Raw genomic sequence first — 22,310 nt, forward strand, 5'->3', positions numbered from 1 at the left:
ATCCAAGGAGTAGATGATGACTAACGCAGAGCTCAACGACCTCAAGCAGCGCTATGTGGCCAACGGCGCCGCCAGCCCCGCCACGGCCTTCGCCGACCGCGCCGAGAACGCCCAGGTGTGGGACGCCGACGGCAACCGCTTCGTCGACTTCGCCGGCGGCATCGGCGTGCTCAATATCGGCCACCGCCATCCCAAGGTGGTCGCGGCGGTCAAGGCCCAGCTGGACAAGGTGATGCACACCTGCCAGACCGTGATGCCCTACGAGGGCTACGTGAAGGTGGCCGAGAAGCTCAGCCAGATCACCCCGGTACGCGGCCACGCCAAGGTAATGCTGGCCAACTCCGGCGCCGAGGCACTGGAAAACGCCGTCAAGGTCGCCCGCGCCGCCACCGGCAAGAACAACGTGATCTGCTTCGACGGCGGCTATCACGGCCGTACCTTCATGACCATGGCCATGAACGGCAAGGTCGCGCCCTACCAGACCGACTTCGGCAGCATGCCCGGCAACGTCTTCCGTGCGCCCTTCCCGGTGCCCTACCACGGTGTCAGCGAAGACGAAGCCCTGCGTGGCTTGAAGATGGCGCTCAAGACCGATGCCAACCCCAAGGACACCGCAGCCATCGTGCTCGAGCCGGTGCTCGGCGAGGGCGGCTTCTATCCGGCGCCGACCAGCTTCCTCAAGGCGATCCGCGAGATCTGCGACGAGCACGGCATCCTGATGATCATCGACGAGGTGCAGTCGGGCTTCGGGCGCACCGGCAAGATGTTCGCCATCGAGCACAGCGGCGTCGAGCCCGATATCATGACCATGGCCAAGAGCATGGCCGACGGCATGCCGATCTCCGCGGTGGTCGGCACCGACAAGGTGATGGACGCTTCCGGCGGCAACTCGCTGGGCGGCACCTACACCGGTAGTCCGGTCTCCTGCGCCGCGACCCTGGCGGTACTCGAGGTCTTCGAGGAGGAGAACATCCTCGCCAAGAGCAACGCCCTGGGCGACAAGCTGGCCAAGCGCTTCGCCACCTGGCAGCAGGACTTCGACTGCATCGACAACGGCCGCAACATGGGTGCCATGGCGGCCTTCGACCTGGTCTCCGACAAGGCCAACCACACCCCGGACGCCGAGCTGGCAGCGGCGCTGTGCAAGAAGGCCCGTGACAATGGCCTGATCCTGCTCTCCTGCGGCATGTACGGCAACACCATCCGCTTCCTGATGCCGGTCACCATCGAGGACGACATCCTCGAAGAGGGCCTTGGCATCCTCGAGTCGTGCCTCAAGGAACTGGTCGGCCAGAAGGCAAGTGCCACCGCCTGAGTCAGCCCCTCCCGTTACGCTTCATGCCCGGTGGCGATCCACCGGGCATGCGACCTGCCCCCTACCGAAAAAGCAAAGCACAACCCTAAAGTTCTCGAGATCAATGTCGATATACATTTTGTCACAAAGACATCTTGGGAACGGCTTCTATGACCTGGCTCGCATATGGCATCGCCTCGCGTAAGATCGATGCGATCAAGAACAGCATGGCTTATATCGAATTTTCGCCAAGCGGCGAGATTCATTTTGCTAATGACTTGTTTCTCGATACCCTGGATTACACATTAGGTGAGATCAAGGGTAAGCATCACCGCATCTTTTGCACCGAGCAGACCCAGCGAAGTCACGCGTACCAGAATTTCTGGCGCGCTCTCGCGTCAGGCATCCAGCAGAGCGGCACCTTTGAAAGGCTCGGCAAGAGCGGCCGGAGCGTCTGGCTCGAGGCAACGTATTTTCCAGTAAAAAATGCCCACGGCCATGTCATTAAAGTCATCAAGATCGCCACTGACATAACCCAGAAACATTATGCTTCGCAATCACAGCACGCCGTGCTCAGCGCGCTGGACAACTCCATGGCGACCATTGAGTTCACGCCACAGGGGGTGATTGTCAAAGCCAACCAGAATTTCCTCGACACCGTGGGTTACACCCACGAGGAAATCGTCGGCCAACACCACCGCTTGTTCTGCAGTGATGCATTTTACAAGCAAAACCCGCATTTCTGGGATGACCTCGGCGATGGCAAACTCAACGCCGGACAGTTCGAGCGCTTTACCTCTAGCGGCCGCCGGATTTGGCTAGAGGCGACCTACAACCCCATCCTGGATAACCAGGGCAGGGTCGAGCGAATCATCAAGTTCGCGACAGATATCACCGCACGAGTAGAGAAAGACGAGGCGGCACGGCAAGCCGTCGAGTCTGCCAGCAGCGTGGCTGGCCAAACGGAAAAGATAGCCATCAGCGGCTTGGAAAAGCTCGGAGAGGCCGTGAACCACTCCCAGCAAGCCAACACTGACATTGCCGACCTCGAGGCCCTCATCAACACGCTCAGTGAGAAATCCAACAGCATCGATCAGATAACAGGGACCATTTCACGCATTGCAGAGCAGACCAACCTGCTATCGCTCAATGCCGCCATCGAGGCCGCGCGTGCCGGCGAGCATGGCAAAGGGTTTTCGGTAGTAGCCAACGAAGTGCGCCAGCTGGCCCGGCGGGCCGGGGAAGCCGCGAGCAATATATCGCTGGTACTCAATGAAAACACAGCACTGACGCAGGCAGCGTCAGTAAAGATGACCACTGCCTCAAGTCAAAGCCATGAAACACAGCAAGCACTTGCCGATGTGTCACTAGTGGTCAACGAGATGCTGGAAGGCGCGAGGCAGGTGTCCCGCGCGGTAGATGATCTCTCTCGCTGACGTGTACACGCCTCGCACAGCATCACGCAATGGTGTTAGATTCCTGATTATTGTGACCAATGGTAGATCCCTCGCCTCATGCTTCGCACCCTCTCGCTGCTGCGCTCGCTGCACGGCGCCCACCACTCGCTGGCGGACGCCCGCACCACCGTCCAGCGCGCCTGTGACTACCGCTGGCTGCGCGCTGCCATGGCCGGCGGCCATGTCAGCGAGTCATCGCGACCGCTGGCCGATGGCACGCCCTGCATAGCGCTCACCCAGCTGTTTTCGGCCACCGCCGGGCGACTGAGCGGAGGTAACTGGCCGGCCGACGCCGAAGCCCGCGAGCGCTGCCGGGTCGAGGGCGCCCACGCCTGCCGCGCCGCCGGGGCGCCGGCCTATCGCACCCTGGAGAGCCTCTCCCAGGGGCTGGTACACGGCGCCATGTCGGTGCTCAAGGATGCCGCCCGGCTCGACTACCTGCTCGAACAGCAGGCGCTGTGGCTGACCTGGCGCCGCCCCCAGCACCTCGAGGGCGCACTCGCACAGCTGGCCGCCCGCCGGCTTGGCCAGGCGCCCCAGGGCGTCTTCGTGCTCAGCTTGAGAGTGCCCGGGCGCGAGCTGAACCATGCCACTGACGGCGAATGGCTCGACCGGCAACTGGATCGCTATCGCAAGCTGCTGCCGGCAAAGCGCGGCTGACCCCTTGTAGGACACGCCGTGACTCTCCTAGGCTGGTAGCGACGCAAGATGCGACGCAACCCGCACAAGGAGAGACGTGTGAACAATACCGACCTTGGCGTCCTTGACGCCGCACAGCTAGCCGAGCGCTACCGACGCCGCGACTGCTCGCCGCTGGAAGCCACCCGCGCCGCCCTCGAGCGCATCGAGCGCTTCAACCCTGCCGTCAACGCCTATGTCCACGTCGATCGCGAGGGTGCCGAGCAGGCTGCCCACGCCTCGGCGCGGCGCTGGGGAAAGGGTGAGCCGCTGAGCGCCATCGACGGCGTGCCGGTGTCGCTCAAGGATCTCACCGAGGTAGCCGGCATGCCCTCGCGGGAGGGCTCGCTGACCACCAGCGACGCCCCCCGCGAGCGCGACTCGCCGCCGGCCAGAAAGCTGCGCGAGGCTGGCGCGATCCTGCTCGGCAAGACCAATACGCCGGAGTTCGGCTGGAAGGGCGTGACCGACAATCTCGTCCACGGCGCCACCCGCAACCCCTGGGATACCCGGCTGACCCCGGGCGGCTCATCCGGCGGCGCGGCTGCCGCGGCAGCGCTCAATATGGGCGTGCTGCATCAGGGCGGTGACTCCGGCGGTTCGATCCGCATTCCCGCCGCCTTCACCGGCATTTTCGGCTTCAAGCCGTCGTTCGGCTGGGTGCCCCAGTGGCCGCCCTCCCAGGAGCCCACCCTTTCACACCTCGGCCCGATGACGCGTACCGTGCGCGATGCCGCCATGCTGCTCAACGTGATCGGCCGCTACGATTACCACGATCCCTATGCCATCCGCGGCCAGCCCGACGACTGGGGCGACGATATCGGCCAGGGCATCGAGGGGCTGCGTATCGCCTACTCCGCCGACCTGGGCTATGCCCAGGTCGACCCGCAGATAGCGCAGCGTGTCAGGGAGGCCGCCGACAAGCTCGCGGCACTCGGCGCCGAGGTCATCGAGATCGACCCCGGCTTCGCCTCACCGCTTGCGACCTTCCAGACTATCTGGCACACCGCCTCGCTGGACATGTACCTGCAGTTGAGCGCAAGCCAGCGCGATCGGCTCGACCCGGGGCTGGTCTCCAACGCGCTGCGCGCCGAGTCGCTGTCGTCGGTGGACCTGTTCCGCGCGCTGAGCCAGCGGGCACGGTTGACCCAAAGCCTGGAGCACTTCAATCGCGACTATCACCTGCTGATGACCCCCTCGGTGTCCGTCGAAGCCTTTGCCGTCAATCACGAGGTACCACCGGGCAGCGGTATGCAGGACTGGGTGGACTGGGCCCCCTTCTCGTACCCCTTCAACCTCAGCCAGCAACCCGCCGCCTCGGTGCCCTGCGGCTTTACCGACAAGGGCCTGCCGGTAGGCTTTCAACTGGCTGGCGGCAAATTTGACGACGTGCGCGTGCTGCGCGCCTGCCATGCGTTCATGGAGCAGCACCCGCCGCGCTTTCCGACCATGCCCAACCCCATTCAGCAGGCCTGAACGCACACCGCCCGGCAAGTGCCGGGCGGTGTTTGCCTCTCAAGATGGCCAGCTCAGCCGCTGCGCACCTTGGAGATCACCCATAGCAGCACCACGGCGCCCACCGTGGCGGTCACCAGCGAGCCGATGAAGCCACCGGACTGCAGCCCCAGCAGACTGAACAGGAAACCACCGATTACCGCCCCGACGATCCCCACGCCGATGTTGCCGAGGATACCGAAGCCGCCGCCACGCATGATGTTGCCGGCAATCCAGCCCGCCAGACCACCAATGATCAACCACAGAATCAATCCCATCGTGTGTCTCCTTCATCCATTGAATCGTGCCGCATGCGCTCGCCCGCGGCGTGAGTGGCTCAGAACGACGAGCCAGGCTGTTCGAGAAAGGCCAGCTCCGCCGCCGTGGAGTCGCGCCCCAGTATGGCATTGCGATGGGGGTAGCGGCCAAACCTGGCGATGACGTCGCGGTGACGATGCTCGAAGCGCAGATTCTCCTCGAGGCCTGGCTGGTCGAACAGCCGCAGCGCCTGGTCGTGCACCTTGAGCGACTCGCTGTGCATATAGGGCATATACAGGAAGGCGCGCCAGGCGACGTCGAGATGGCGGTCGCTGCCCTGGGTCACGGCTTCCTGGGCCAGCACCAGGGCCATGCCGTCATTGGCGAAGGCCGCCGGCGTATCGCGATGCACGTTGCGCGAGAACTGGTCGAGCACGATGATCTCGGCCAGCCGACCGCGCGCCGACAGCCGCCACTCCCACAGCTCACCGCTGCCCGCCGCCTCGAGCAGTGCGCCAAAACGCCCGGCGATGGCCGCGTCTAGCGCGGCGTCCTTGCTGAACCACTGTGCAGGGGCCAGCTCATCGAACCAGAATGCCAGTATTTCATCTGCCTCGCCCATAGCCACTCCTGTTATGCAGCGTATCCCTTTGTCGCCGACACCCCGCTGCAGTCGCAGGGGGCAATTGCTATCATCAGAGCCCGCCACTCTTCGGGGGTTCCCCTGGACGCTCATAGCCCAAGCCTACGTCAAGGAGTCACGATGGCTACCCAGGAGCTGCTGGAAATGTCGCTGTTCGTTTTCAACCTGGTCGGACTGGTGGTATGCCTCGTCGGCCTCAGCCTGGCGCGACGGCGCCGACGCCGCCCGCTGGGCTACGGCATCGCCGTGCTGGGTTTCCTGATTGCCGCGATCCCCATGTTGGCACAGCTCTTCGGCAATCGCTAAGCAAACAGCGCGAGCGCGAAATTTTTGTAAACTTAGCAAATAAAATCGCCAACATGCGACTAAAGGCGAATTTGAGAATCGTGTCACCTAACTAAAATCACGTCACCAGAAATGTCTCGCATTTACTTCGGCGATCTCGACGAGCATGCGTCGGAACATTCACGCCAACCGCAAGGTGACCCATCATGCACGCCCTGACCCTGGCCTCCTTCCTGTTCTTCACGGGACTGGTCGCCTTCATCACCTGGCGCATCACGCGTCGCGATGACCACAAGAGCACCAGCGGCTACTTCCTTGCCGGCCGCACCCTGACCTTTCCGCTGATCGCCGGGTCGCTGCTGATGACCAACCTCTCCACCGAGCAGATGGTGGGCCTCAACGGCGCCGCCTTCAGCGACGGCCTGAGCGTGATGGCCTGGGAAGTGGTGGCGGTGATCGCGCTGGTGGCGCTGGCACTGTTCTTCCTGCCGCGCTTTCTGCGCAGCGGCATCGCCACCCTGCCGCAGCTGCTGTCGATCCGCTTCGACGCCGGCACCCAGCTGATCACCAACGTCATCTTCCTGATCGCCTATGCGGTGATCCTGCTGCCGATCATTCTCTACTCCGGGGCCATGGGCCTGCAGGGCATGCTCGACCTGCAGGGTCTGACCGGTATCCAGTCGTCGACCGCTCTGCTGTGGCTGACGGTATGGATCGTCGGCATCATCGGTGCCATCTATGCGCTGTTCGGCGGGCTGCGTACCGTCGCCGTGTCCGACACCCTCAACGGCGTCGGCCTGCTGATCGGCGGCTTCGTGATCGTCTACTTCGGCCTGCAGGCGGTCAGCGGCGGTGACGGCATCTTCGAAGGCTGGAGCATCCTCAAGGAGAGCGACCCCGAGAAGCTCAACTCGATCGGCGGCTCCGACCAGCAGGTGCCGTTCTTCACCCTGTTTACCGGGGTGTTCCTGATCAACCTGTTCTACTGGACCACCAACCAGCAGATCATCCAGCGCACCTTCGCCGCCAAGAACCTCGCCGAAGGCCAGAAGGGCGTGCTGCTGACCGGCTTCTTCAAGCTGCTGGGCCCGCTCTACCTGGTGCTGCCGGGCATCATCGCCTATCACCTCTACGCCGAGCAGGGCGTGCGCGCCGACGAGGCCTACGGCCACCTGGTATTCAACGTGCTGCCGCCCTACCTCACTGGCTTCTTCGCCGCGGTGATGGTCGGCGCCATCCTGTCGTCGTTCAACTCGGCGCTCAACAGCACCACCACCATCTTCAGCCTGGGCATCTATAAGGGCGTGCTCAACAAGGACGCCAGCGAAGAGCAGGTGGTCAAGTCGGGCAAGGTGTTCGGCTGGATCATGGCCTTTGCCACCATGACCATCGCCCCGCTGCTGGCTGGCCAGGAGAGCCTGTTCGGCTACCTGCAGCGCATGAACGCCATCTACTTCATCCCCATCCTGGCCGTGGTCATCGTCGGCCTGCTGACCAAGCGGGTGCCGCCGATGGCGGCCAAGATCGCCCTGGTGGGCGGCTGCCTGCTGATCGCCGCCGGCTACTTCGTGCCGCCGTTCAACCAGCTGCCGGTGGTGATGCACGAGTTCCACTTCGTGGCCAGCGTGTTCGTGCTGCTGGTGGTGGTGATGCTGGTAATCGGCAAGCTGCGCCCGCGGGAGACCGAGTGGGTCCACGAGCACAGCGGCGACGTCGACCTGACGCCGTGGAAAGGCGCCGTGCCCACCGGCATCGTACTGATCGTGCTGGTGATCATCATGTACGCCGCCTTCGCCGGCGTCTGAGCGACCCGCGACACGAGGTAGACACCTATACAGCCCCGCCTCGGCGGGGCTGCGGCCTTTCTGGCGGCATGTCCGAATCGGTGGGTATATGGTCCTTGCCGACCTTCTTGCCAACACCGACACTGCAAGGGTCTAGCTGCCGGAGAAAGATCGTGACCCGCCGCATCGCCCTGCTCGCCTACCCCGACTGCCAACTGCTCGATGTCAGCGGCCCCTGGCAGGTCTTCGCCAGTGCCAATGAGATCAGTGCCTCAGCGCTGTATCAGCTGCATCTGGTAGCGCCTGCGCCAGGGCTGGTCATGACCAATGGTGGCCTGGCGCTGGACGCATCCCATGGTTACCGCGAGTTGCGTTCGCTGATGCCGCTCGACACCCTGCTGGTAGCCGGCGGCCGGGGGGTAATGCAGCAGCGTGACGATCTCGATCTGCTGGCCATGTTGCAGGCGCTGGCCCCGCAGCTGCGACGGATGGGGTCGATCTGCTCCGGCGCCTTCCTGCTCGCCGCCGCCGGGCTGCTCGATGGCCACCGCGCCACCACCCACTGGCGTCACGCCGCGCGCCTGGCCGAGCGCTACCCCAAGATACGGGTGGAGGCCGACGCCCTGTATGTCGAGAGTGAGGGGCGTTATACCAGTGCCGGGGTCACCGCCGGCATTGATCTCGCCCTGTCGCTGCTGGAAGCCGACCATGGCGCCGCCCTGGCCGGTCGGGTAGCCCGCGAGCTGGTGATGTTCCTGCATCGCCCCGGCGGCCAATCCCAGTTCAGTGAAGCGCTGCGCCACCAGCAGGACAGCGGCCCGCTACGCGCCCTGCTCGACTGCCTGCATGACGACCCCGGTGGCGATCACGATATCGAGAGCATGGCCGCGCAGATGGCCGTATCGCCACGCCACCTGACACGCCTGTTCCGCCGCTATCTGGATACCAGCCCCGGGGCCTATCTGACCCGGCTGCGTCTCGAGCGGGCGCGCATGGCGCTCCTCGACAACCGCCAGTCGACCTCGCTGTCGCGTCTCGCCGAGCGCTGGCGACTGGGCAGCGCCGAGCAGCTGCGCCGCCAGTTTCAGCGCCACTACGGCGTGTCACCTTCTGTCTACCGCCAGCGCTTCGCCACGACGTCATCGAGCGCCGCCTGAGAGGGTGTTTACAAATGTCACGAGCGACGGCCAGGCAAGGCGAAATCAGCCGAAATAGCGGAGTTTACTGGGTGTTAAATGAGCATTTTGAGGCTGATTTCAACGCCGCATGACCTAGCGCAGTAGTTTGTAAGCACCCTCTGACCCCTACCGGAGAATCCACCATGCCCGTTACCGTCACCCTGCTGTCGCTGTGCCAGGCCCTGCTGGTCAGCGGCAATATCCTGCTGATCGCGGTCTCGCCGCTGATCGGTGCCAGCCTGGCGCCCAGCGCCAACTGGTCCACTGCGCCGGTGGCCACCCAGTGGCTGGGGCTGATGTGCGCGACCATCCCGGCTTCGCTGATCATGGCCAGGCTGGGTCGCAAACGCGGCTTCGTGCTGGGCAACCTGCTGGGGCTCGTCGGCGTGGCAGTGGCGATACAGGCGCTACGCAACCAGCACTTCACGCTGTTCCTGCTGGCCACATGGCTGATCGGTATCGGCATCGGCTTCGGTCAGCTGTATCGTTTCGCCGCGGTGGAGGCCGCCCCGGCGCCGCTGCGTGACCGCGCTATCGGCCTGGTGATGGGCGGCGGCGTGCTGGCAGCCTTCTTCGGTCCGTGGCTGGCCCGAGTCAGCCGCGAGCTCGGCGAAATCCCCTTCCTGGGCAGCTTCGTCGGGCTCGGCGCGCTCTACCTGGTGGCCCTGCTGATCCTTGCCGTCACGCGGCTGCCACCGGCGACCCGCACCCACGGCGAGGGCACGCCACGACCGCTGGGCGAGATCCTGCGCCAGCCGACCTTTATCGTCGCCGTCAGCGCCGCGCTGATCGGCTACGGAGTGATGAACCTGGCCATGACCGCCACGCCGCTGGCGATGGCTAGCGTCGGGCACCACTTCGACCACGTCGCCGCGACCATCCAGTGGCACGTCGTGGCGATGTTCCTGCCGTCGTTCTTTACCGGTCATCTGACCGCCCGTTTCGGCGCCAGTCGCATGATCGTCGCCGGCTGCGTGCTGCTGGTGGCCAGCGCCCTGGCCGCGCAGATCGAGGCCGGGGTAATGGGCTTTCACGTTGCGCTGGTGCTGCTCGGACTGGGCTGGAACTTCACCTTCCTGCCCGCCACCGGGCTGCTCACCGAGACCTATCGGCCGGTGGAGAAGGCTCGCACCCAGGCCGCCAACGAGTTCCTGGTGTTCTCCACCGTGGCGCTCACCGCGCTGCTCGCCGGCCCGCTGGTCAGCCAGCTCGGCTGGGCCACCCTCAACGCGCTGCTGATCCCGCTGTCGCTGCTGCCGATCGCGATCCTGGCCTGGCAACGACTTGCCAAGGCGCCTGCCCGCCCGCACATTAGTGACTGAATTCACACCACGAGTCGTCCTGCATGCCGCAACCCCTGGCACGCGAACTGGGTAATCTCATCGAACGCGGTCGCGACCGCCAGCTGCGGCTGGCGGTCACCGGCCTGTCGCGGGCCGGCAAGACCGCCTTTCTCACCTCGCTGGTCCATCAGCTGCGCCATGCCGGCCTCGAGGCGCGTCTCGACCTGCTGCCGGCGGCCCGCGACGGCCGCCTGCTCGGCGCCAGCCGGGTCAGCCAGCGCGACCTCGGCGTGCCGCGCTTCCCCTACGACCAGGCACTGGCGGCGCTCGACGAGACCCCACCGCGCTGGCCCGAGCCGACCCGCGGCATCAGCGAACTGCGCCTGGTGATTCGCTACCGCCCGGCCAAACGCGGCCTGCTCGGCGGCGAGAGCCGCGAGCTGACCCTCGACCTGTTCGACTACCCCGGCGAGTGGCTGCTCGACCTGCCGCTGCTCGACCACGACTACCTGAGCTGGAGCGAATCCCAGGATGCGCGACTGACCCACGGCCAGGCGCGCCACGCCATGTTCGCCGAGTGGCGCGCTGCGGTGGCCGACCTCGACCCCGCCGCTGACGCCGACGAGGCACAGCTGGCGGCGATTGCCGAACGCTATGCCGAAGGACTGCGCGCCGCCCGCGAGGCCGGCTTCGCCGACCTTCAGCCGGGACGCTTCCTGCTCCCGGGCGATCTCGACGGCGCACCGGTACTGCAGTTCTTCCCGCTCCCGGGGCTCGCCGAGGCCCAGCGCAAGTCCCTCGAGGCGCTGCCCGAGGAGAGCGTCTATCGCACCCTGGCGACACGCTACGCCCACTACCGCCGCCACATCGTCAAACCCTTCTACCAGCAGCATTTTCGGCGTTTCGACCGGCAGATCGTGCTGGTCGACGTGCTCGGCGCCCTCAACGCCGGCCCCGAACGCTTCGAGGACCTTTCCCGGGCGCTCTCCACGCTGATGCAGAGCTTCGCCTACGGCAAGCGCAGCCTGGTCTCGCGGCTGTTCGCACCGCGCATCGACCGCCTGGCGATCGCCGCCACCAAGGCCGACCATGTCACCCCCGAGCAGCACGGCCACCTGGTCAGCCTGCTCGAGGCGCTGCTGGCCGAGCCGCTCAAGGACCTGCGCTTCGCCGACGTGCCGGTGCGGGCGCTGTCGCTGGCGTCGATCCGTGCCACCCGCCCACGCGAGGTCGAGCAGCGCGGCAAGCGCACCCCGGCGCTGGCCGGCACCACCCTCGACGGTGACGAGGTACTGCTGTTTCCCGGCGAGGTGCCGCCGCGGCTGCCGGATGCCGGCTTCTGGGCCCGCCAGGGGTTCGACTTTCACGCCTTTCGGCCGCTGCCTCGCGACGCCGGCGCCCTGCCCCATATCCGCCTCGACGCGGCCCTCGACTGGCTGATCGGAGACAAGCTGCAATGAACGATCCCCGCCCCGGCCAGCGCTTCGCACTCGATGATCCACCCCCTGCGCCCGGCGATCCGCGCCCGGCCCAGGCCTTCGACCCGACCACCGAGAGCCGCGACTGGCAGCCCGAGGCCGAGCCCCAGGCCCCCGGCGAAGCGGCATTGGTGGCGAGCCTGGCGCGCCCGCGCAGGCGCCGCTGGGGCCTGCTGACGCTGCTCGGCGGTGCCCTCGGCCTGGGCGCCGTGGAAGCCGGCTCGACGCTGTATGCGGCGAGCCTCGGCGGCGACTGGTTGGCCGGCGCCTGGAGCGTGCTGCTGCTGCTGGCGCTGGGGCTGGGCGGCCGCGCCCTGCTGCGCGAGCTGTGGCGACTGCGGCGGCTGCGCCGTCACGGCCGCCTGCGCGAGGCGCTGGCCGGCCTCGACCAGGCCAGCCCGCGTGAGGCACTGGCGCTGGCGCAGCGGCTGCGCGAGCAGCTCGGCCTGGATGCCGACCACCCACACTGGCAGGGCTTCGTCACCGCCCACCAGCCCCACCACGACGGCGGCGAGACCCGCGCGCTGCTGGCCCACCATCTGCTCGCGCCCCGCGACCGCGAGGCGCGCCGGCTGATCTCGCGGATGTCCGGCGACACCGCGGTGCTGGTGGCGGTCAGCCCGCTGACGCTGGTCGACATGGCACTGGTGGCGTGGCGCAACCTGGCGCTGATCGACCGCCTGGCGCGCCTCTACGGGCTCGAACTCGGCTACGCCAGCCGTCTGCGGCTGTTTCGCGCGGTGCTCTACAACATGGCCTTCGCCGGCGCCAGCGAGATTGCCTCCGAGGCGAGCATGGAGATCCTCTCGATGAACCTCGCCGGACGCCTCTCGACCCGCGCCGGCCAGGGACTCGGCGTGGGCCTGCTCAGTGCCCGCCTGGGGCTGCGTACCGCCCGGCTGACGCGCCCGCTGGCCTTCGCCGACGACGAGGCACCGCGCATGAAGGACCTGCGCGGTGAGGTGTGGCAGCGGCTGCGCCGCCTCGAGGAAGAGCGCTGAGACTTGCTTGACCGGGATCAATGCAGCGCCGCTGTGATCGGCTAGGCTGAGGGGGAAACATCCCTGACGGAGACAGCCATGTTCAAATCAGTACTCATCGCCGTGGACGGCTCAGAGCACGCCAAGAAAGCCCTCGAGGTCGCCTGCCAGCTGGTCAGCAAGGAGGATGCGACCCTGCATATCCTGCACATCCCCGAGGCGCTGACCCATGAGACCACGCTGGTATGGGGGATCGGCGCCATCGCCATCGAGTCCTCCCGCGAGGTGCTCGAGGAGGCCGGCAAGTCGGTCATCGAGCGCGCCAGCGAGGCGGCCCGCAGCATGGGCGCCAGCCACGTCGAGACCCACCTCAGCAAGGGCGACCCGGCGCGCAACATCCTGCGCCACGCCGAAAAGCTCGGCGTCGAGGCCATCGTGATGGGCAGCCGCGGCCTGGGCGACTTCGCCGGGCTGATGATGGGCAGCGTCTCGCACAAGGTCACCAACAGCGCCAAGTGCACGGTGATCAGCGTGCGCTGACCCTTGCCCCGTACCCGGCCGCCTATTGGCCGGGGCCGGGCCCCGACGGGTCAAGCCAGGCGCTTCTCCGTCTCGCTGTCGAACAGCACCGCACGGGCCATGTCGATGCGCAGCGCGAGGCGTTCGCCTGCCGCTACCCGGCACTTGGGGCCGACACGCGCCGTGGCCTCGCCCTCGCCCAGCTGCAGCTGAACCAGGATATCGGCGCCGGTGGGCTCGACCACGGTGATGCGTGGTGTGAGCAGCACGCCCTCGTCGTAGTCACTCAGCCGCGCATCGTCCTCGGCGAAGTGCTCGGGGCGCAGCCCGAGAATGACCGGCTGGCCGACCCGCTCGACCATGGCCGGGGTTTCCCGCTCACGCGGCCAGGGGAGCCACAGAGATTCCTCCTGCGGTGTCTCCACGCGCAGCCAATAAGAGCCCGCCTCACTCTCCAGCGTCGCGGCAATGAAGTTCATCGACGGCGAGCCCATGAAACCGGCCACGAAGATGTCTACCGGATTGTTGTAGACCTCATCGGGCGAGCCGAGCTGGAGGATACGGCCGTCGCGCATCACTGCGATGCAATCGGCGAGCGTCATGGCCTCGATCTGGTCGTGGGTGACGTAGACGATGGTGGTTCCAAGGCGCTGATGGAGCTTCTTGATCTCGGTGCGCATCTCGACGCGCAGCTTGGCATCCAGGTTGGAGAGCGGCTCGTCGAACAGATAGACCTTGGGCTCGCGGGCCAGCGCCCGGCCCATCGCCACCCGCTGGCGCTGGCCACCGGAGAGCTGCGACGGCTTGCGCTCGAGCAGGTGCGACATCTGCAGCAGGTTGGCGACCCGCTCCACGGCGGCGTCGCGCTCGGCCTTGGGCACCTTGCGCATCTCCAGGCCGAAGCTGATGTTGCCGCGCACCGTCATGCTCGGATAGAGCGCGTAGGACTGAAACACCATGGCGATATCACGCTCCGCCGGGGTCTGCCAGGTGACGTCCTCGCCGGCGATGCGGATCTCGCCTGACGTGACCGGCTCGAGTCCTGCGATGGCGTTGATCAGCGTCGACTTGCCGCAGCCGGAAGGCCCGACCAGGATCAGGAACTCTCCCGAATCGATCGCCAGGCTCACCTCCTTGAGCACCTGCTCGCTGCCGAAGTTTTTGCAGACATTATTGATTTCAAGTGCTGCCATCTTGAAAACCTCTTTGTTGTTCGGTTACTCAGCCCTTGACCGAGCCTGCCGTGAGCCCACGCACGAAGTACTTACCCGCCAGGACGTAGACGACCAGGGTCGGCAGGGCGGCGATCATCGCCGCTGCCATGTCGACGTTGTACTCCTTGGCCCCGGTCGAGGTATTGACCAGATTGTTGAGCGCTACCGTCACCGGTTGGGTGTTGTGGGCCGAGAAAGCCACGCCGAACAGAAAGTCGTTCCAGATCTGGGTGAACTGCCAGATCACCGAGACCACGATGATCGGCGCCGATACCGGCAGCAGGATGCGCCAGAAGATACGCAAGAAGCCGGCACCATCGAGCTTGGCCGCGGAGACCAACTCGGTGGGCACCGCCACGTAGAAGTTGCGGAAGAACAGCGTGGTAAAGGCGATGCCGAAGACCACGTGCACCAGGATCAGCCCCGCCCGGGAGGTTGATAGCCCCAGCCAGCCCAGGGTCTGCGCCATTGGCAGCAGCACCACCTGGAACGGGATGAAGCAGCCGAACAGCATCAGCGCAAAGACCAGCTCCGAGCCCTTGAAGCGCCACTTGGTCAGCACATAGCCGTTGAGCGCACCGATGGCGGTGGAGATAAGCACGGCAGGTACCACGATGGCGATGGAGTTGAAGAAATAGCCCCCCACCCCTTCGCAGCGCATGCCGGTGCAGGCCTCACCCCAGGCCTTGCCCCAGGGCGCCAGCGTTGGCTCGCGGGGCAGCGACAGCAGCGTGCCGGGGGTGATCTCGGCCAGCGGCTTGACCGAGGTGATCAGCATCACCACCAGTGGCAGCAGGTAGAACAGCGCCGCCATGATCAACACGGCATACAGCAAAACACGCGCGATACGTGCGCCCAGCGTGCGTCGGCGGATCACATTATCCATGGCGGCGGTTCCTCAGCTCGGAGTAGAGGTAGGGCACCAGGATCGCCAGCACACCGCCCAGCATCAGCATGGCGCTGGCCGACCCCAGGCCGATCTGCGCGCGGGTAAAGGCGTGGGCGTACATGAAGGTGGCCGGCAGGTCGGAAGCGTAGCCTGGCCCGCCACCGGTGAGCGCTACGACCAAATCGAAGCTCTTGATGGCGATGTGCGAGAGGATCATCACCGCGCTGAACACCACCGGGCGCAGGCAGGGGATCACCACCCGCCAGTAGACACGCGGCAGGCTGGCACCATCGAGCTGGGCAGCCTTGAGGATGCTGTCGTCGATGCCGCGCAGCCCGGCCAGGAACAGTGCCATGACGAAGCCGGAGGCCTGCCACACCGCGGCGATCACCAGGGTATAGATGGCCATGTCGGGGTTGACCAGCCAGTCGAAGCGAAACTCCTCGAAGCCCCAGCCGCGCACCATGGCCTGGATGCCCAGCCCGGGATTGAGCAGCCACTTCCAGACCACCCCGGTGACGATAAAGGACAGCGCCATGGGGTAGAGATAGAGAGTGCGCAGCACGCCCTCCTGACGGATACGCTGGTCGAGCAGGATGGCGAGCACCACCCCGATGACCAGGCAGATCGTCACGAACAGGCCGCCGAAGATCACCAGATTGGTGGACGCTACCCACCAGCGGTCGTTGGTCATCAGCCGCGCATACTGGGCGAAGCCGACGAATTCATAGCTTGGCAACATCCGCGAACTGGTCAGCGAGAGGATGAACGTCCAGAGCATAAAGCCGTAGACGAAGAACAGGGTGATGGCGACGGAGGGCGCCAGCACCAGCCGCGGCAGCCAATCCTGCAAGCGTGCCGTCAGCGAAGGCCGGCCAGCGCGCGGGATGGGCACGCCGGAACGCGCCGCAGATGTCGATGCGGGTTTCATGCGAGTCACCTCAACAGCGGGAGACGAAGAGCCGGCAGCCCGCCCGGGAGACGGGCTGCACGGCGTGGCGTGTCAGCGCCTCAGCCAGCGGCGCTGGCGGCCCGCGCCAGCCGCTCTGCGGCCTGCTCTGCGGTCATGCTCGCGGCGTTGAAGTAATTGGTGATGATGTCGAAGAAGGCCCCCTGCACATCGCTGTTCATGGCCATGCGGTGTGCCATGCTGGGTACTAGGGTGTCGCCATCGCGGGCTTGCTCGAAATCCTCCAGCGACTGCTGGGCGCAGCTATCGAATTCGCCCATGTCGAGATCGGGGCGTGCCGGAATCGAGCCCTTGACCTTGTTGAAAGCCGCCTGGAACTCGGGTTCGAGCACCAGGCGGGCCAGCGTTTGCTGCGCCTCCTGATTCTCCGGCTCGGTCACCCGGAACATCGCGAAGCTGTCGATATTGAAGATGAAATCCGTCTCGGTGCCCGGCACCGGCGAACAGAGGTAATCGACCCCCGCCTCCATGCCGGCAGCGCTGAATTCGCCCTTAGCCCAGTCGCCCATCAGCTGCATGGCCGCATCGCCGTTGATGACCATCGACGTGGTGAGGTTCCAGTCACGCCCCGGCATGCCTTCGTCCATCAGTTCGCGTAGCCGCTTGAAGGTCTCGAGCACCTCGATCATGGTATCGCTCTCGATCGCCTCGATATCGAGATCGACGAAGACTTGGCGATAAAAATCGCTGCCTCCATAACTCAGCACCAGGCTTTCGAAAACGGTCGCATCCTGCCAGGGCTGACCGCCGTGGGCGAGCGGCACATAGCCGGCTTCGCGCAGCTGCTCTCCGGCATCGAACAGCTCATCCCAACTGGTAGGCAGCGCGACCCCGGCATCTTCGAGCACCTGCGGATTGGCCCACAGCCAGTTGACCCGGTGCACGTTGACCGGTACCGCCACGTAGTTACCCTCGTAGCGCATCATGTCGGCAACCACATCGGGCAGCAGCGCGTCCCAGTCGCCCTGCTCCGCCACCTCATCAAGGTTACCGAGCAGCCCCAACTCCCCCCACTCCTGAATTTCCGGACCGTTGATCTGCGCCGCCGACGGAGGATTGCCGGACATGGCGCGGGACTTGAGCACCGTCATGGCGCTATCGCCAGCCCCCCCGGCCACCGCGAAATCCTCCCAGGAGTGGCCTTCCGCCTCGACCAGGTCCTTGAGCACGCCGACAGCCTGGGCTTCACCGCCGGAGGTCCACCAGTGCAGCACCTCTACTTCACCGGCCTGGGTCGTGGACATGGCAGCCGCCGCTACGGTCAAGCCGAGCAGCGTCTTGCGAAACAGCGGAAATCGGGTGAATGGGCGCATAGGGCGTGTCTCCGGATATTGTTAGAATGTTACCGACCGTGATGGAGCCGGCTACACACCAAGCTAACGCATTCGCCTCCAGCGCAGGGTTACTTAGTAATGGATAGTGTTGCCGGCTCATTGCACGCTTGAAACATTCCTCAGGGTCGCGATGACGTCATAGCAGGCCCCCATGGTGTGGTAGTCGACCTTGCCCGCCGGGCTCTTCTCGTCGGAGTAGCGCCGGTTATCCGGCGTCAGAATGCGATACCAGGCGCCGTGGTGGTGATCGATCATATGCTGCCAGCAGAACGCCCATAGCCGCTCATACCACTGCCAGTATTCCGGCTCAGCGGTGCGCTGGCCAAGCATTGCCGCACAGGCCAGGCTCTCGGCCTGGACCCAGAAGTACTTATCCGCGTCAAAGATATTGCCTTCCAGATCAAGGCCATACACCAACCCGCCGTGCTCTGGGTGCCAGCCAGCCTCCACGCTGGTCAGGAACAGTCGGCTGGCGGTGGGCAGCAGCCAGGCCTCGGGGGAGCGCCGCTCCAGCAACAGTAGCAACTTGGCCCACTCGGTCTGGTGGCCTACCTGGTAGCCCCAGGGCCGGAATAGATGGCGTGGGTTGTCACGGTGGTAATCCAGGTCGCGCCGCCACTGCCGATCGTAATGCTCCCAGATCCAGCCCCCCTGCTCGGGCTTGTCTGAGCTTGCCGGGTCATACTGCGACGGCGCCAGGCAGAAGGCGCGGGCAAGCTGCAGTGCACGCTCGAGAAAATCTCGGTCGCCGGTCGCGTCGTAAGCGGCGATCAGCGCCTCGCAGCTGTGCATATTGGCGTTCTGCCCTCGGTAATCCGACACTCGCCAGTGGCGGTCCGCCTCATCGGCATAACGCTGCCACTGCGCCTCCCAGAAACGCCTCGTCTGCAGGTCATGTACGCGATACAGGCCCTGACGGGCCTCCTCGATGCCGGCCTTGAGCGCCGTCGCATGAGCCAGAAGCACGAAGGCCAGGCCATAGCAGTGATTGGTGTCGTCCTCGACCCGTCCATCATCCAGCGTCCAGGCGTAGCCCTGGTAGTCGGGCTGGAAATGCACCTGCTCGAGGAAGTGCAGCGCGTGGCGCGCGCCCTCCAGGTACTCCGGGCGCTGGAAGTGCTCAGCATAGCGGGCATAGGTGAAGACGTAGCGGGCGCTGGACACCAGATGACGGTGGCGCCGATCGTAGATCTCGCCATCGTCGCGCAGATAGTGGAAGAAACCGCCCTGGGGATCGATGGCCCGCGGGTGATAAAACGCCATGGTCTTGCGAACATGAGCTTCGAGAGACGCGATATCGTAGACGTCCATGAGCGTGTCCTTGAGAGCGATGAACCCCCTAACCTAACCGATCGCGCCAACCGCGCCATGTTTCCTAATGCTGCAAAGTATTGCTTGGGTCCCGGCGCGGGATGCTCAGGGTGACGAGCAAGCCGCCTTGGGGATGGTTGGCTAGCGTGATCTCGCCGCCTAGCGCGCGGGCGATATGCCGGGCGATGCCCAGTCCCAGGCCACTCCCCCCCGTATTGCGGCTGCGCGAGGGCTCGAGGCGTACGAAGGGCGCGAACACCCGCTCGCGCTGAGCCTCGGGAATGCCCGGACCGTGATCGCGGATCGCGATGGACAGCCGCTGCGCCGAGTCGTCCAGCGCCACCTCGGCGCGCCTGCCGTAGAACACCGCATTCTCCACCAGGTTTGCCAGGCAACGCTTGAAGGCCAGCGGCTTGACCGTCAGCGGTGCGGCGTGTCCCGCAAGGGTCACCTCGCCGCCCTGAAGCGCCAGCTCGCCGGCCAGCTCCTCGAGCACCGCGCGCGGATCGACCGCCTGCATCGCCTCGTGCAGGTCGAACCCCTTGACCGACGCCAGCGCCCCCTTGACCAGCAGATCGAGTTCATCGAGTGAGGCACAGAAGCGCTCGCGCTGCAGCGGATCGTCGAGCATCTCGGCACGCAGGCGCATGCGAGTAATCGGCGTCTTGAGGTCATGGGAGACCGCCGAGAACAACCGCTCGCGCTCGTCTACCTGCTCGCAGATGCGCTCCTGCATGCGGTTGAACGCCACCGCCGTGGCCGCCACCTCGCGCGGCCCCGTCTCGCGCAACGGCGGCGCGTCGAGGTCGTCGCCCAGCTGTCGCGCCGCCCTGGCCATGCGGGCAAGCGGGCGAGTCACGCTGCGGATGCCAAGCAGCGAAAGGCCGATGACGGTGAGCAACACCATCAAACCGGCCAGCAGGCGCTCGCCCGACATCCAGCGACTCTCGTTGAACAGGTCCGCTACCGGCAGCAGCGTCGCCACGTAGAGCCAGGTCTCGGGGCCGAGCTCCATCTGCACCACCAGAATCGGCGGCGACAGCGGCTCCATCAGTAGGCTGTGCTGTCCCCAGCGCGGCGGCAGGTCGTGCAGCAGCACTTCGTTGTTGTACATGCGCAGCGTCTCGGGGCGTGAGAACTCCACCAGCACGTCGCTGATGCTCAGCTCGCGGGCCAGGATCTCGCGGAAGTTGTCGACCACCAGCGCCTTCTCGGGCCCCGAGCCGATGTCCTGCACCGGGATGCGCCGCTCATTGACGCTGACGAAGAAGCGCGTACCGCCCATGTTGCGCAGCTGATCGAGCACGATATGGCGGTACTCATAGGGCAACGAACGAAAGAAGCGCATGGTCGAGGCCACGCTGTAGGCGATGTTCTGCGAGAGTTCGTCGAGCTGCTCGAGCTGGCTCGATCGCACCTGGGAGGTCCAGATGGTATAGCTGGCCAGCTGGGCGGTGAGCACGCCGACGATCATGATCAGCACGAAACGTCCGCGCAAGGTGCGTGGCAAGCCCCGCACCAGGCGGCGGCGGCAGCGTTGCCAACGCGCCGCCATCACGGCAGCGCTTCGACCCGAGCGGTGAGCACGTAGCCCGCCCCTCTCACGGTGCGGATCAGTTGATGGTAATGGGCGTCCTCACCGAGTCGCTGGCGCAAGCGGCAGACATGCACGTCGATGGAGCGATCCAGCGGCGGCGCCGGCCGGCCACGGGTCAGCTCGAACAGCGCATTCCGGGAGAGCACCTGCTCGGGGTGTTCGAGAAACACCTGCAACAGCTGGAAATCGGCACCGGAAAGCGGGATACGCTGCTCCTGCCGGTCGATCAGTTCACGGGTCATGCGATCCAGCCGCCAGCCACCGAAGCTGACCAGCCGTGCACGTGCGGGATGCTGCAGCTGCTGGTCGCCGCGGGCACGGCGCAGCACCGCCTTGATGCGCGCCAGCAGCTCACGGGGGTTGAACGGCTTGCTCAGGTAGTCGTCGGCGCCAAGCTCCAGCCCCAGGATACGGTCGGTCTCGTCGGCACTGGCGGTAAGCATGATGATCGGTACGTCGCTGCCGCGGCGAATGTCTCGACAGAGGGTGAAACCGTCGTCACCGGGCAGCATGATATCGACGATCAGCAGGTCGGGAGACTCGACGGCCAGCAGACGATGGAGTGACACGCCATCTTCGGCGGCCAGGGCTCGGTAGCCGTGGCGCTCCAGGTAGTCGACGAGCAGTTCGCAGATCTCGGGATCGTCGTCGACCACGATCAGGGTAGCGGGCGGTGTGGTCATCGTGGTCCGATGGCAGGGGCCTTGTTTCGGCAGCGCCGGTGGGGCATTACCAGATGCACTAGATGATGGGCAAGCCCGGCGGGCACGACAAGAGCTCCTAGACCATGGTCGACAAGCGCTAGAGCGCGAAGCGGTCTCGCAGGAGCCTGGCCACGGCGGTATCGGCATGGTGGCCGATCACCCTGGCGCCGTGGACACGCCCGGCGAGTCCAGGATGGGCATTGGCCATGACGTGGGCCTCGCCGGCCACCGACAGCATTTCGGTGTCGTTGAGGTTGTCGCCGAAGGCCAGGCAGGCCTCGGGGGCAACGCCCAGGCGCTCGAGCAGTGCCAGGAGCGCCTGGCCCTTGTTGACCCCGCCGGCCATCACCTCCAGAGAGTTGGCCATCGAGTAGGTGACGTGCAGTTGGTCGCCAATTCGCGCGGCGATGCCGGCCTCGAGCTCGGCCAGGTGCGCTGGATCACCGATGTAGAGCACCTTGCCCACCCCCTGGCCATCGAGCAGGGCCGGCTCCACCACCCGGTAGCCGAAGCCGGTATGCGCGTGCAGCGCCAGCAGCCCCGGTGCCGGGGCGTCGATCAGCCACTCATCGTCTTGATAGAGATTGAGGCGCACTTCGGCCGGGCGCTCCAGGGCGATCAGTTGGCGAGCGTGCTCCGCCGCCAGGTGTCGAGCATGCAACAGCTGATCGTCCGGGGCGTGCAGATAGGCGCCGTTGGTGCTGATCAGATGCACCGGCACACCGAGCCGCTCGCGAAACGCCAGCATGTCGCGATAGTGGCGGCCCGAGGCGAAAGCCAGGTGGTGGCCCCGCTCGGCCAGGGCGCGCAGGGTGTCGACGGTGTCGGGGTGAAGGTCGTGGTCGGCGCCCAGCAGGGTACCGTCGAGATCAGAAACGATCAGGTGTGGCGGCATGCAGCGTCCTCGATGGAATCGTGTCACCCCGACTAACGTATAGCCGAACGGCCTGCGACCACAAG

General features: G+C 65.7%; 21 protein-coding genes. 11 read left to right on the forward strand and 10 right to left on the reverse strand.

Going from position 1 to position 22,310, the window contains the following annotated elements; translation table 11 throughout:
• The first annotated feature begins 16 nt into the window (after window positions 1-16).
• From gabT to QC821_RS06885, 4 genes are all read left to right on the forward strand, one after another.
• Window positions 17-1,315, forward strand: coding sequence for a 4-aminobutyrate--2-oxoglutarate transaminase (gene gabT, locus QC821_RS06870; RefSeq protein ID WP_076748839.1), 1,299 nt, complete (start codon window positions 17-19; stop codon window positions 1,313-1,315).
• Between the two features lie 149 nt (window positions 1,316-1,464).
• Window positions 1,465-2,730 carry a methyl-accepting chemotaxis protein gene (locus QC821_RS06875; protein ID WP_309718760.1) on the forward strand — a complete coding sequence of 422 codons (1,266 nt, stop codon included), beginning with the start codon at window positions 1,465-1,467 and terminating at the stop codon, window positions 2,728-2,730.
• 78 nt (window positions 2,731-2,808) lie between these two features.
• A complete protein-coding gene (locus tag QC821_RS06880) occupies window positions 2,809-3,411 on the forward strand; it encodes a hypothetical protein (RefSeq protein ID WP_309718763.1) in 603 nt (200 codons plus the stop codon).
• Between the two features lie 78 nt (window positions 3,412-3,489).
• Window positions 3,490-4,905 (forward strand): amidase, encoded by a 1,416-nt coding sequence (locus QC821_RS06885; RefSeq protein WP_309718766.1) that lies wholly within the window; start codon window positions 3,490-3,492, stop codon window positions 4,903-4,905.
• A gap of 53 nt (window positions 4,906-4,958) precedes the next feature.
• Here QC821_RS06885 and QC821_RS06890 read toward each other — a convergent pair whose 3' ends face one another.
• Window positions 4,959-5,201: a GlsB/YeaQ/YmgE family stress response membrane protein gene (locus QC821_RS06890; RefSeq protein ID WP_163502408.1), complete on the reverse strand. Its 243-nt coding sequence runs from the start codon at window positions 5,199-5,201 to the stop codon at window positions 4,959-4,961.
• Window positions 5,202-5,260: 59 nt separating this feature from the next.
• Window positions 5,261-5,803: a DUF924 family protein gene (locus QC821_RS06895; protein WP_309718771.1), complete on the reverse strand. Its 543-nt coding sequence runs from the start codon at window positions 5,801-5,803 to the stop codon at window positions 5,261-5,263.
• Window positions 5,804-5,944: 141 nt separating this feature from the next.
• Between QC821_RS06895 and QC821_RS06900 the strand changes: the two genes are divergently transcribed.
• The 7 genes from QC821_RS06900 to QC821_RS06930 all read left to right on the forward strand — a co-directional run bounded on the left by QC821_RS06900 (window position 5,945) and on the right by QC821_RS06930 (window position 13,352).
• A complete protein-coding gene (locus QC821_RS06900; protein WP_309718774.1) occupies window positions 5,945-6,130 on the forward strand; it encodes a hypothetical protein in 186 nt (61 codons plus the stop codon).
• A 185-nt stretch (window positions 6,131-6,315) separates the two neighbouring features.
• Window positions 6,316-7,914, forward strand: a complete 1,599-nt coding sequence (locus QC821_RS06905; protein WP_309718777.1) for a solute:sodium symporter family transporter — start codon at window positions 6,316-6,318, stop codon at window positions 7,912-7,914.
• A 152-nt stretch (window positions 7,915-8,066) separates the two neighbouring features.
• Window positions 8,067-9,050: a GlxA family transcriptional regulator gene (locus QC821_RS06910; RefSeq protein WP_309718779.1), complete on the forward strand. Its 984-nt coding sequence runs from the start codon at window positions 8,067-8,069 to the stop codon at window positions 9,048-9,050.
• Between the two features lie 164 nt (window positions 9,051-9,214).
• Window positions 9,215-10,393: an MFS transporter gene (locus QC821_RS06915; protein ID WP_309718782.1), complete on the forward strand. Its 1,179-nt coding sequence runs from the start codon at window positions 9,215-9,217 to the stop codon at window positions 10,391-10,393.
• 23 nt (window positions 10,394-10,416) lie between these two features.
• Window positions 10,417-11,814 (forward strand): YcjX family GTP-binding protein, encoded by a 1,398-nt coding sequence (locus tag QC821_RS06920; protein WP_309718783.1) that lies wholly within the window; start codon window positions 10,417-10,419, stop codon window positions 11,812-11,814.
• Window positions 11,811-12,833 (forward strand): TIGR01620 family protein, encoded by a 1,023-nt coding sequence (locus tag QC821_RS06925; protein WP_309718785.1) that lies wholly within the window; start codon window positions 11,811-11,813, stop codon window positions 12,831-12,833. Before QC821_RS06920 ends, QC821_RS06925 begins: the two co-directional genes overlap by 4 nt.
• 78 nt (window positions 12,834-12,911) lie before the next feature.
• The gene (locus tag QC821_RS06930) at window positions 12,912-13,352 is read left to right on the forward strand and encodes a universal stress protein (protein WP_309718787.1); all 441 of its coding nucleotides are present in this window, start codon (window positions 12,912-12,914) and stop codon (window positions 13,350-13,352) included.
• A gap of 50 nt (window positions 13,353-13,402) precedes the next feature.
• Here QC821_RS06930 and QC821_RS06935 read toward each other — a convergent pair whose 3' ends face one another.
• The 8 genes from QC821_RS06935 to QC821_RS06970 form a co-directional block, all read right to left on the reverse strand.
• Window positions 13,403-14,524, reverse strand: coding sequence for an ABC transporter ATP-binding protein (locus QC821_RS06935; RefSeq protein ID WP_309718789.1), 1,122 nt, complete (start codon window positions 14,522-14,524; stop codon window positions 13,403-13,405).
• Window positions 14,525-14,552: 28 nt separating this feature from the next.
• Window positions 14,553-15,431, reverse strand: a complete 879-nt coding sequence (locus QC821_RS06940; RefSeq protein ID WP_309718793.1) for a carbohydrate ABC transporter permease — start codon at window positions 15,429-15,431, stop codon at window positions 14,553-14,555.
• Window positions 15,424-16,365: a carbohydrate ABC transporter permease gene (locus tag QC821_RS06945; RefSeq protein ID WP_309718796.1), complete on the reverse strand. Its 942-nt coding sequence runs from the start codon at window positions 16,363-16,365 to the stop codon at window positions 15,424-15,426. Before QC821_RS06945 ends, QC821_RS06940 begins: the two co-directional genes overlap by 8 nt.
• A gap of 80 nt (window positions 16,366-16,445) precedes the next feature.
• On the reverse strand, window positions 16,446-17,717 hold the full coding sequence (locus QC821_RS06950) for an ABC transporter substrate-binding protein (RefSeq protein WP_309718798.1): 1,272 nt from the start codon (window positions 17,715-17,717) through the stop codon (window positions 16,446-16,448).
• 117 nt (window positions 17,718-17,834) lie between these two features.
• The gene (locus QC821_RS06955) at window positions 17,835-19,049 is read right to left on the reverse strand and encodes an AGE family epimerase/isomerase (protein WP_309718801.1); all 1,215 of its coding nucleotides are present in this window, start codon (window positions 19,047-19,049) and stop codon (window positions 17,835-17,837) included.
• A 64-nt stretch (window positions 19,050-19,113) separates the two neighbouring features.
• Complete coding sequence (locus QC821_RS06960; protein ID WP_309718805.1) at window positions 19,114-20,604, reverse strand: ATP-binding protein; 1,491 nt, start codon at window positions 20,602-20,604, stop codon at window positions 19,114-19,116.
• Complete coding sequence (locus tag QC821_RS06965; protein ID WP_309718807.1) at window positions 20,604-21,329, reverse strand: response regulator; 726 nt, start codon at window positions 21,327-21,329, stop codon at window positions 20,604-20,606. The genes QC821_RS06960 and QC821_RS06965 overlap by 1 nt, the downstream gene beginning before the upstream one ends.
• Before the next feature lie 118 nt (window positions 21,330-21,447).
• Window positions 21,448-22,245 (reverse strand): Cof-type HAD-IIB family hydrolase, encoded by a 798-nt coding sequence (locus QC821_RS06970; protein ID WP_309718811.1) that lies wholly within the window; start codon window positions 22,243-22,245, stop codon window positions 21,448-21,450.
• Window positions 22,246-22,310 lie beyond the last annotated feature (65 nt).

Source organism: Franzmannia qiaohouensis (assembly GCF_031451695.1).
In the GTDB taxonomy this organism is placed as follows: domain Bacteria; phylum Pseudomonadota; class Gammaproteobacteria; order Pseudomonadales; family Halomonadaceae; genus Franzmannia; species Franzmannia qiaohouensis.